This window comes from Pseudonocardia sp. (assembly GCF_025965585.1).
Classification (GTDB): Bacteria; Actinomycetota; Actinomycetes; order Mycobacteriales; family Pseudonocardiaceae; genus Pseudonocardia.
This window is the reverse complement of record NZ_JAOPWR010000118.1, coordinates 1-10,625: the sequence shown is the minus strand read 5'-3', so window position 1 is coordinate 10,625 and position 10,625 is coordinate 1. Positions and strand designations below refer to the sequence as shown.

General features: G+C 71.1%; 10 protein-coding genes and 3 pseudogenes. 6 read left to right on the top strand and 7 right to left on the bottom strand.

Translation table 11 applies throughout. The annotated features are described in order from the left end of the window. The 4 genes and pseudogenes from JWR81_RS07385 to JWR81_RS07370 form a co-directional block, all read right to left on the bottom strand. A pseudogene (locus JWR81_RS07385) lies at positions 1-449 on the bottom strand (chromosome partitioning protein ParB); the annotation flags it as partial. Then, a complete protein-coding gene (locus tag JWR81_RS07380; RefSeq protein ID WP_297648500.1) occupies positions 433-1,455 on the bottom strand; it encodes an NAD(P)-dependent oxidoreductase in 1,023 nt (340 codons plus the stop codon). The pseudogene JWR81_RS07385 and the gene JWR81_RS07380, both read right to left, overlap by 17 nt. After that, complete coding sequence (locus JWR81_RS07375) at positions 1,455-2,429, bottom strand: aldo/keto reductase (protein WP_297648497.1); 975 nt, start codon at positions 2,427-2,429, stop codon at positions 1,455-1,457. Before JWR81_RS07375 ends, JWR81_RS07380 begins: the two co-directional genes overlap by 1 nt. A gap of 81 nt (positions 2,430-2,510) precedes the next feature. Continuing rightward, the gene (locus JWR81_RS07370; RefSeq protein ID WP_297648493.1) at positions 2,511-3,116 is read right to left on the bottom strand and encodes a TetR/AcrR family transcriptional regulator; all 606 of its coding nucleotides are present in this window, start codon (positions 3,114-3,116) and stop codon (positions 2,511-2,513) included. Between the two features lie 339 nt (positions 3,117-3,455). Between JWR81_RS07370 and JWR81_RS07365 the strand changes: the two genes are divergently transcribed. The 6 genes and pseudogenes from JWR81_RS07365 (at position 3,456) to hemC (ending at position 7,857) form a co-directional block, all read left to right on the top strand. After that, positions 3,456-3,800, top strand: coding sequence for a hypothetical protein (locus JWR81_RS07365; RefSeq protein WP_297648490.1), 345 nt, complete (start codon positions 3,456-3,458; stop codon positions 3,798-3,800). A 446-nt stretch (positions 3,801-4,246) separates the two neighbouring features. After that, the gene (locus tag JWR81_RS07360) at positions 4,247-4,885 is read left to right on the top strand and encodes an HD domain-containing protein (RefSeq protein WP_297648487.1); all 639 of its coding nucleotides are present in this window, start codon (positions 4,247-4,249) and stop codon (positions 4,883-4,885) included. Positions 4,886-4,895: 10 nt separating this feature from the next. Beyond that, the gene (locus JWR81_RS07355; RefSeq protein ID WP_297648485.1) at positions 4,896-5,018 is read left to right on the top strand and encodes a hypothetical protein; all 123 of its coding nucleotides are present in this window, start codon (positions 4,896-4,898) and stop codon (positions 5,016-5,018) included. A 144-nt stretch (positions 5,019-5,162) separates the two neighbouring features. Then, a pseudogene (locus tag JWR81_RS07350) lies at positions 5,163-5,514 on the top strand (ferrochelatase); the annotation flags it as partial. 79 nt (positions 5,515-5,593) lie between these two features. Further along, entirely contained in the window at positions 5,594-6,871 is a 1,278-nt protein-coding gene (hemA, locus tag JWR81_RS07345) for a glutamyl-tRNA reductase (protein ID WP_297648482.1), read from the top strand. Then, the gene (gene hemC / locus JWR81_RS07340; RefSeq protein ID WP_297648480.1) at positions 6,868-7,857 is read left to right on the top strand and encodes a hydroxymethylbilane synthase; all 990 of its coding nucleotides are present in this window, start codon (positions 6,868-6,870) and stop codon (positions 7,855-7,857) included. The genes hemA and hemC overlap by 4 nt, the downstream gene beginning before the upstream one ends. 210 nt (positions 7,858-8,067) lie before the next feature. Here hemC and JWR81_RS07335 read toward each other — a convergent pair. The 3 genes and pseudogenes from JWR81_RS07335 to JWR81_RS07325 form a co-directional block, all read right to left on the bottom strand. Then, positions 8,068-8,286 (bottom strand): annotated as a pseudogene (locus JWR81_RS07335) (WhiB family transcriptional regulator); the annotation flags it as partial. Positions 8,287-8,445: 159 nt separating this feature from the next. Continuing rightward, positions 8,446-9,903 (bottom strand): catalase, encoded by a 1,458-nt coding sequence (locus JWR81_RS07330; RefSeq protein WP_297648478.1) that lies wholly within the window; start codon positions 9,901-9,903, stop codon positions 8,446-8,448. A 200-nt stretch (positions 9,904-10,103) separates the two neighbouring features. Further along, a partial coding sequence (locus JWR81_RS07325) for an MIP/aquaporin family protein (protein ID WP_297648475.1) occupies positions 10,104-10,625 on the bottom strand: 522 nt, incomplete at its 5' end.

Sequence of the window (10,625 nt, the reverse complement as noted above, 5' to 3'; positions counted from 1 at the left end):
ACGAACGCGTCGATCGATCGCACGCCGAGCGCGCGGGCGACGGAGACGCGGTGGTGCCCGTCGCGGACGAAGTGCACCCGGCCCACCCGGTAGACCTCGATCGGGGGGACGATCGCGCCGGCCCGGCCAGCCCGGTCGAGAGCTTCCCACCTCTGCCGGTCGACCGGCCGGCGCGGGCGGAACCAGCGGTCGAAGTCGCCGACGCGACCGACGCTGCCGAGGATGGTGTCGACGTCCACGCTGTGGAGGCCGAGGGCGCGCTCGCCAGTGCAGGGGAGTGCGCCGACGACGTCGTCGAAGGCGAGCAGCTCGGACTCGTGCGCGGGCTGGAGGTACAGCCGGCGCGCGACCCGCGACCATGCCTGCCGGCGCCGCACGCGGGCGAAGTCGTCCGCGGCGTCGGCGATCAGGAAGCCGGTGCTCACGGTGGCCTCACCCGGCGCGGTCACGGCAGGGCGCCACCATGAGCTGCCCCCGGCGCCGCTCGCGCGACGGCTCGGCGCGCACGAGCCCCTCGCCCGGCGCCGATCCCGGAGTCGGCTCAGCCGTTGCCGACACCGTTGGTGGGGCGGGCGAGACGGTGATGGCCGAGGCGACATCGTCGTGGCCGTGGCCCGACGCGATCGCCCGCTGCCAGCGGTCGAGCAGGGCGGCGGTGAGTGGGAGCTCCACTCCGCTGTGGTGAGCGGCCTCGGCGGCGAGCGTGGCGTCTTTCGCCGCGTGCTGAAGGGGGAAGCCGGGGGCGAAGTCGGCGTCCATCATGGCGGTGGCTTTGGCGGTGGCGTACGGCGAGGCCAGCGGGCCGCCGGCGATGGTCGCCACGAACAGGTGCGGGTTCAGCCCCAGGGCGCTGCTGAGGGTGAGGGTTTCGGCCATTCCTTCGACCAGGACCGACAGCCAGTTGTTGAGCGCGAGCTTGAGCCGGCTGCCGTCACCGACGTGCTCCAGCCACAGGATCTGTCGTCCGAGGACCTCGAAGACGGGTTCGAGGCGTGATCGGGCAGATCGTGCGCCGGCGGCGAGGACGACCAGCTGCCCGTTCTCGGCCGGCTGCGAGCTGCCCGATACCGGGGCGTCGACGAAGGCCACCCGGTGTCGGGCCGCCAGGTCGGCGAGCCGGTCGGCCCACTCGACCCCGACCGTGCTCATCTGGACCCAGATCGCGTCCGGCGGAAGCGCGGACAGCGCGCCGTCCGGTCCGGTCATCACCTGTTCGACGGCGTCGCCGTCGGTGAGCATGGTGATCAGCACGTCGGCGTCGGCCGCCGCGGCCGCCGGCGAGGACGCCAGGAGCGCCCCCTCGGCGAGGAGCCCCTCGGCCTTGGCCGGGGTGCGGTTCCAGACTCGTACGTGCATCCCGGCGCGGAGCAGGTTGCGGGCGATCGGGGCCCCCATGGTCCCGGTGCCCAGCACCGCGACTCGGCGTCCGGCGACGGTACGTGCATCTGCGGTCATCACACACTCTCCGGGGACGGCCCGCTGACCCGGACGGCGGTGGCCATGATGGTGTCGATCTCGGCGAGGTCGCCGGCGCTCAACGTGACGTCCGCAGCGGCCAGGCTGTCCTCGACGTGCCGGGCCTGCCTGGCGCCGACGATGGCCACGTGCACGGCGGGGTTCGCCAACGTCCAGGCGATGGCCAGCTGGCTCACGGTGATGCCGCGGTCGGCGGCGAACTTCTCCAGCGCGCGCACCGCCGCCAGGTTGTGCTGGTAGCCCTCGCCGGTGAACACCGTGCTGGTGGCCCGCCAGTCGTCGTCGGCGAACGTGGTGTCCTCGGTCATCGTGCCGGTGAGCAGGCCGTGGGCCAGCGGTCCGTAGACAAGTACGCCGAGGTCGTGCTCGCGGGTGTAGGGCAGCACCTCGTCCTCGATCTCGCGGCGGAACAGGTGGTAGGGCGGCTGCAGCGTCTCCACCGGCAGGGTCGCGGCGAACTCGGCCATCTGAGCGGCGTCGTAGTTGGACACCCCCACGTGGCTGATCTTGCCCTCGGCGACGAGCTCTCCCAGGGCGCCCGCCGTCTCGACGGCCGGAACTGTCGGGTCGGGCCAGTGCACCTGGTAGAGGTCGATGTGATCGACCCCCAGAGCCTTCAGGCTGGCGTCGACGCCTGCGCGCAGCCAGCGGGGGCCGGCGTCGCGCACCACGCCGTCGTCGGTCATCCGCAGCCCGCCCTTGGTGGCGATCACGAGCTGATCCCGGTCGTGGGTCAGCTCGCTGCGCAGGGCCGTGCCGAGCAGCCGCTCGGACGCGCCGAACCCGTAGGCCTGCGCGGTGTCGAAGAAGGTGACACCCAGCTCGCGGGCCCGGCGGATCGCTGCGAGGGCCGCGGCCTCGTCGAACCGGCCCCAGTCCCCGCCCAGCTGCCAGGTTCCGAATGCGATCCGGGAGACCCGCAGCCCGGTGCGGCCCAGTGTGGTGGTCCTCATCGCTGCCTCCATTCAAAACTGAACGTCTAGTTTTGAAATAAGGCTAGCTCGGATTCCGCTCGTCCATCCGTGACATCGGTCTCAGCGAGCCAGGCCGCGCATGGCGACGTCGACGATCGCGTCGGCGGCCGCGTCGTCGAGCGGCGCATGCCCGGCGACCAGCCGGTACATCGCCGGCCCGAAAACGAGGTCGATCGCGGCCTCGGGGTCGGCGTCGGGGGACAGCTCGCCCCGTGCCACCCCGCGGTCCCAGATCGCCCGCACCAGTTGCCGCCGAGAACCCACCAGCCGATCGCGCAGCTCCACCGCGACCTCCGGGTCGAACTGCGCCTCGCCGACGAGCTGGGCGAAGACCCGGCCGCTCGAGCCGGCGTAGAAGCGGATCAGACCCCGCAGCGCGAGACGGAAGTCCTCGTGCGCGGAGCCGGTATCGGGATCGGCTGACTCGACCAACATCTCCGACAGGAACGCCTCGATGGCCACCGCGTACTTGTTGGGCCACCATTTGTAGATCGTCGCCTTGCTCGCCCCGCTCCGGCGGGCGATCTCCTCGGTGGTCATCGCGCGCAGACCGACCTCGAGCATCAACTCCGACGTGGCCCGCAGCACCGCGGCGCGAGATTGTTCGCTGCGGGGGCGGCCTGGGCGGGCTCGTGCCTGACTCTGCTCGGTAGGACCAACGGGCATGGGGGACCCTCGCTCACAGTGATACTGACCGTTCAGTTTACATCTGTGGGGCCGATGCCGCCGCCAGGTGGCCATCGAGGTCGACCCGACGCTCCCGACGGGGTGGCGTCGCCCGCAGGCACGGTTCCTGAGCCACACCGACGGATCCGCGTAGCTCGTCGAGGACGAACCACGGGTCGATCACGTGAGCGCCCCACGAAGTCACCTGCGATGACCTTCTCGGCCGGCGAGCAGCTGGGAAGTACAGCTACGGCAGCTGCCGACACCACCTCCCCAGGATGCCGGGCAGTCCGTGGGCCCGGGCTTGCTCGTGCCGCCATGTCGAGCCACGCTGGGTAGGTGAGTGAGAAGACGGTCCAACTGGCCCTTGACGACTCGGGGGTGGCGACAGACCTTCCTCGTCCCGAGCACCCTCGGGATGAGGTGCAGCAGGTTCCCTACCGACCGGTCCAGTTCCGCGACGACGACCTGCCGACCGCCCTCGAGCGGTCCGCTGCGTGGCTGCGGGCGGCGCAGCAGTGGCTGGGCGAGCCGCTTGATGTGATAGCGGTCCATCTCGACTATGACGACCGCGCCGGCTCCGCGTACTACGAGGTCAAGTTGCTCTGCAATGAGGAGGACCTCGCGGGGGCACCGCTCGCGGTCCAACGCGCCGAGCTGACCGCAGACATGCCCCTGAGCTGACTCGGCCGCCTTCCCGGCGGTACTGATCTGCGGACCGAACGATGTCGTCGAGCTCGACGGGAAGACCCGCGTGTGCCGATCGCGGCTGAACCGACTGCGCCTGGGCGGCAACCAGGGCTGACCGCGCGTACCTGTCCGTCCGACTTCCGTCCCGATGGCCCGGTCGTTCGACCCCTGATCACCCATCCACTGCACGAATCCACGCCGATGGCCTGCTCACGACGGCTGAGCCGAGGCGGTGACGGCGGCGTCTTCGGCTGCTTGCTTCCGGCTACCGGGTACTCGAAGTTCGGGCCAGTGGGAGGGCGGGTCTGAAGGTGGCCGTGAAGACGTGGCAGCGCGGCGCGGTGATGCTCGAGCGGTACTGACAGTTCGGCTGGCGGCCGTCCGTAGCCAGTGAACGTCCTTGCCCGGCCGCGCGTCGATCAACGTCTACAGGAGGACGAATGCCCACCCGAATTGCCGACATCGAGATCCCCGACACGACGCTCGTCGCGGAGGCCACCGAGCTCGTCCGCGAAGCCGCCACTCCGTTGATCTTCAACCACTCGCGCCGGGTCTACCTGTTCGGCGCCCTGCGTGGCCGCGAGCAGGGGCTGCGCTACGACCCCGAGCTGCTCTACGTCGGCGCGATGTTCCACGACCTCGGGCTGACCGAGAAGTACCGGCGCACCGACCAGCGCTTCGAGATCGACGGTGCCGACGAGGCGCGGAGGTTCCTGCTCGGCCACGGCATCGCCGAGGACGCCGCAACGGCCGTGTGGACCGGGATCGCGCTGCACACCACTCCGGAGGTCCCGCTGCACATGGCGCCGGAGATCGCGCTGGTCACGCGTGGAGTCGAGCTGGACGTGCTGGGTATCGGCTATCACGCGGTCACCGACGAGCAGCGTGCCGCGGTCGTCGAGGCGAACCCGCGGCCGGACTTCAAGCGGCAGATCCTCGTGGCGTTCACCGACGGGATCAAGAATCGCCCGGAGACGACGTTCGGCAACGTGAAGGCCGACGTCCTGGAGCACTTCGTGCCCGGATTCCAGCGCGGCGACTTCGTCGAGGTGATCCAGGATTCCGACTGGCCGGAATAGAGGCTCGGACTTGGCTGCCGGCGACCACTGGGACGAAGTGCCGGTGCTGTCCTTCGGCGGCCTCTCGCCGCTCGACGCCCGCAACCGGGTGCTGATCGCCGCGGTCCGCGAGCGCACGTCGTTGCCGGTGTAGCGGGGAAACCCCAACCGGTACCCGATGGTCGAGGACACCGTGGGCGAGATGGTGCGCGACGGCGTGCGCCGGTTCGTCACCGCGAATGCCGACGCTGTGCGCGCCGCCCGGGCCACTCTCCCATCGCAACCGCAGGACTCGGCGCGGCCGTTGTTCACTGCGCACTCCATCCCGCCCTCGTGGGGCAGCCGTCGGACTGCCCCACGAGGGCGGGCACCGCTACTCCGAGCGGATCGCCGAGGCCGCCCGGCTGGGCGCCGTCGAACTGGGCGTGACCGAATACGACCTCGTCTGGCGGTCCCGCTCGGGGCCGCCACAGGTGCCGTGGCTCGAGCCGGACATCATCGCCCACATCGCGGCGCTGCGTCGCGTGGGCGCACCGGCCGTGATCGCGGCGCCGGTCGGACTCGTGTCCGATCACATCGAGGCCGACCTGGACACGGAGGCCGCCGATCGCGCGGCCGAGCTCGGTGTGGGCTTCGCCCGTGCGGCGACGGCGGCGCCGTGACCTGCTGCGCGCCCCGCTCCGCCCACCACCGGAACGTGCTGAAACCACGACTGAATGGTCATGTGCGATGACGATTGTGAACGTCGGCCTGTCCTACCGGACCACCCCGGCCGAGATACTCGAAAGAATCGTCGTGCCGTCCACACAGCTCGATGACGTTGTGGCCCGGCTGCACGCTGTGCCGGCCGTCGACGAGGTGGTGGTCCTGTCCACCTGCAACCGGGTCGAGGTCTACGCGGGCACACAAGGCCCGATCGAGCCGGTGACCCGGGCCGTCGCCGATCTGCTGGCGGCGCGCGGGCGGGTCCCGATCGGCGAGCTCGTGGGGCTGGCCCGAGTCCGGGCCGGCGCCGCGGCCGTCGAGCACTTGTTCTCGGTCGCGTGCGGGCTGGACTCGATGGCCGTCGGGGAGGACCAGATCGTCGCGCAGATCAAGGCCGCCGCCCGGGCGGCCGCCGAGGCGGGGAGTACCGGCCCCGTCGTCGGCGGCCTGATGGACGCTGCGCTGCGGGTCAGCAAGCGAGCGCGCACGGAGACCACGATCAGTACCACCGGGATCTCGCTGGCCCGTGCCGGCATCGACCTTGCCGATGCGCACCTCGGTGGGCTCGCCGCCCGCCATGCCGTCGTCCTCGGGACCGGCGCCGTAGGCAGGCTCGCGGCACGGCTGCTGCGGGAGGCCGGCGTGGGGCAGCTGTCGGTGGCGAGCCGCAGCGAGGCGGGAGCCGTCAGGTTGGCCTCGGCGGTGCACGCCAGGCCGCTGCAGGCCGTTGACGTGCCCGGCACGCTTGCCGACTCCGACCTCTTGATCACGGCCACCGGGTGCGTGGTACCCGTGGTGCTCGCCGAGCAGGTGCGGGCGGCCCGGGAGCGGGTAGGCGACCGGCCGTTGTTCGTGCTCGATCTGGGTATGCCACCCGATGTCGAACCGACCGTCGGGCGGCTGGCCGGTGTCACGCTCGTCGACATCAAGGCGCTCGGCCGGCTCTTGGCGGACCGAGAGGTTCCGGACGAGATCCCGCGGGTCCGCGCCATCGTCGCCGCCGAGGTCGTCTCGTACATCGACCGGCTGAACGAAGCGGCTGCGGCGCCCTTCATCGGGGCGATGCACTCACACATCCGGCAGCTCGCCGAGGCTGAACTGCTCCGGATGCACGGGCGGCTCCCCGGCCTGGACGAGCGGCAACGGGCCGAGACGGCGGCAACGGTCTATCGCGTCGTCCGTAAGTTCCTGCACCAGCCGACGGTCCGGGCCAAGCAGTTGTCCACCGATCCAGCGGGGTCGATATATCTCGAAGCGTTGCGACAGCTGTTCGACACGGGTGCGAGTGAGGCCACGACGTGACTGAATCCCTGGTCAGGGCAACCGCGTCCTCAGCGCGCCGGCCGCTTCGGCTGGGTACCCGGGGCAGTCCGCTCGCACTGGCCCAGTCCGGCCGGATCGCCGCGCAGCTGCGTGAACGGTGCGGCCGCCCGGTCTTCCTGGTCACGGTCCGCACCCCGGGGGACGGGTCGACCGCGCCGATCGAGCGGCTCGGCACGACCGGGGTGTTCACCACCGCCCTGCGCGAGGCGTTGCTGCGCGGGGACGTCGACCTGGTCGTGCACTCCTGCAAGGACCTGCCCACGGCATCGGTACCGGGGGTACGGGTGGCGGCGTTCCCGGTCCGCGAGGACCCGCGCGACGCGCTGATCCGGCCGGGCGGGACCGGCCTCGACGCACTGCCGCACGGAGTGCGGATCGGAACCGGGTCACCCCGGCGGGCCGCTCAGCTCCGCGCCCTCGGACTGCGACCGGAGATCGTGCCGATACGCGGCAACGTCGACACCCGGCTGCGTAAGCTTGCCGACGGCGAGGTCGACGCCCTCGTCCTGGCGATGGCGGGGCTGTCGAGGCTGGGACTGCTCGATGCCGACGCCACGCCCCTCGACCCGGCGATGCTGATGCCGGCACCGGCGCAGGGGGTGCTGGCCGTCGAGTGCCGCACGGACGACCCGGCGACGGCGGCCCAGCTCACGGCCCTCGACCACGCACCCACCCGCGTGGTGACGATCGCCGAACGCGGCTTCCTGGCCGCGCTCGACGCCGGCTGCACCGCGCCGGTCGGCGCGCTGGCGGAGCTGATCGTCGAGCCCGGAGCCGCACCGGCGCTGCGCCTCTCGGGCGTCATCGCGGCCCCGGACGGCTCCGCGGTGGTCCGCGGGCAGCTGACCGGAGTGGTCGGCGACGGCGCCGCGCTCGGTCGCCGGCTGGCCCACATGCTGCTCCGGCACGGCGCCGCCGAGTTGATGGACCGGACGCCGCACAGGGTCGGGGACGAGGTGGGATGATCCGCACCCGGGTGACAGCGGCCTGGTCGATCAGGCCTCGTCACGTGCGCCGGAGGCCCCGGTGGACGAATGCCGTCCGGCGGCGCACAGCTACCGGGTCGGGGGCTCGGTCCGGGTCGGGGTCGAACCCACGCCCGCGGATCGAGGCGCTCGCGGCCTGACCAGGAAGTCCACGCGAGCGCCGCCGGACACCGTGCCCGGGAGCGCACTCTGCCGGAGCCGGCGTCGCTCGTCCTCGGTCATCCCGCCCCACACGCCGGAGTTCTGGCCGGTCCCCACCGCCCAGGCCAGGCACTCGCCGGCCACGAGGCAGCCGCGGCAGACGGACTTGGCCTCGGCGAGCTGGTCCAGCGACCGCCGCCCGGTGCCGATCGGGAAGAACAGTTCCGGTTCCTCGGTGCGGCAGGCCGCTCGATCGCGCCAGTTCATGTCGTTCACTCCGTTTCTCCTGGTGTCCGGTGGTCGGTGCAGTTGCTCGAGCTACGGCTCGGACCTGCGGCGGGATTTCGATCGGTGGATACGCGACGAGCGAGTGCCCGGCACCCCGCGGGGCGCCGGGCACTCGTCTGCCGCTGCGAGGGACGCCGATCAGGACTGTCCGGTGCGGACGCCCTTCTCGACCCGGTCGCCCAGGTCCTTGTCGACGTTGTGCCAGTACCCGAAGGCGCGCTGCAGGACCGGCTCGGTCACCCCGTCGAGCAGGTGGCCCACGATGTTGTCGACCAGCCGGTCCCGCTCGGCGTCGTCGAACACCTCGCGGACCAGCGTGCCGGCCTGGCCCCAGTCGTCGTCGTCGGGGCGCAGCGTGTAGGCCGAGCGGACCATCTCGCCGTCGGCCTCCCAGTGCACCTCGGCGGCGCGGCTCGGGTCGGCCTGCGGGCCGCCCTTGGAGTTGGGCGCGTAGAACGGCTCGGTCGCGTTGTGCACCCGCATCACGCCGTCCTTGGCGTAGTTGTGCACTTCGGTCTTGGGTGCGTTCACCGGGATCTGCTTGTAGTTCACCCCGATCCGGGCGCGGTGCGCGTCGGCGTAGGAGAACCCGCGGGCCAGCAGCATCTTGTCCGGGGACAGCCCGGTGCCGGGCACCTGGTTGCTGGGCGCGAACGCGGCCTGCTCGATCTCGCTGTGGTGATCGGTGACGTTCCGATCCAGCGTCAGCTTCCCGACCTCCTGCAGCGGGTAGTCGGCGTGCGGCCACACCTTGGTCAGGTCGAAGGGGTTGAACCGGTAGGTCTTGGCCTCCTCGAACGGCATGATCTGCACCTTCAGCGTCCAGCTCGGGTGGTCGCCGCGCTCGATCGCGCCGTACAGATCGCGCTGGTGGTAGTCGCCGTCCTTACCGGCCAGGTCGTCGGCCTCGGCCTGGGGGAGGAAGTCGACCCCCTGGTCGCTGATGAAGTGGTACTTCACCCAGGAGATCTCCCCCGCGGCGTTGATCCAGCTGTACGTGTGGCTGCTGTAGCCGTTCATGTGCCGCCAGGTCCTCGGGATGCCCCGGTCACCCATCAGCCAGGTCACCATGTGCGCGCTCTCCGGGGAGAGCGTCCAGAAGTCCCACTGCATGTCGTGGTCGCGCAGGTTGGTGGCCAGCCGGCGCTTCTGCGAGCGGATGAAGTGCTGGAACTTCAGCCCGTCGCGGATGAAGAAGACCGGGGTGTTGTTGCCGACGATGTCGAGGTTGCCCTCGGGCGTGTAGAACCGCAGCGAGAACCCGCGGGGGTCGCGCCAGGTGTCGGGTGAGCCCCGCTCGCCGGCGACGGTCGAGAACCGGATCAGGTTCTCGACCTTGCTGCCGGGCTGGAACACCGCGGCCCTGGTGTACGCGCTGACGTCGCCCGTCACCTCGAAATGACCGAACGCGCCGCCGCCCTTGGCATGCGGCTGGCGTTCCGGGACGCGCTCCCGGTTGAAGTTGGCCATCTGCTCGATCAGGTAGAAGTCGTTGAGCACGACCGGGCCGTCGGGCCCGACGGTCAGCGAATGGTCGTCGCTGGCGACCGGGATACCGGCGTCGGTCGTGGTCGGAGTGGGCTTCGATTGCGTCACTGCTGTGTCTCCTCGTATTGCTGGAACCGGGTTCCGCTTGAGCGCGATGCGAACGGATGGGGCCTGATCACTCCGCGCATTTCTGACGGCCTCGACGCTGTCGGCGCCGAGTAGGGGTCGGTGGTGACCGGCCGGTGGCGGCCGGCAGGTGCGCTATGCAGGCTGCGGCTGCTGTCCGTTGGTCGGACGCTCGGCCGGGATCACTTGTCGTCGGGGTTGAGGGCACGGAAGGCGAGTCCGGCAACGACCGCGGCTGCGAGCTCGGCCACGGGGTAGATCCAGAACGTCGGCCAGGCGAACAGGCCCATGGCGGCCCCGCCGAGGGCTACGGCCGGGTTGAACGCACCACCGGAGATCCCGCCGACGGCGAAGGCGCCGACCATGACGGTGAAACCGATCGCCAGGCCGTAGAAGGAGTTGTTCGGGTGGTCCTTGCTGGTGGCGACGTTGAGCACGACGTAGGTCAGGGCGAAGGTGAACAGCAGCTCGGCCACGAAGGCGGCCACCAGGGCGTGGCCGGACAGGTTCTGGGTCGTGGCCGCCGCCGGGGTGATGACCGCGCGGACGACCACCGCGGCGAGCAGGCCGGCCACGAGCTGCGCGATCCAGTACCCGACGGCCTCGCTGAGCCCGATCCGGCCCCGCACGAGCACCGCCATGGTCACGGCGGGGTTGTAGTGGCCGCCGGAGATGTGCCCTCCGGCGTAGATCATGACCATGAG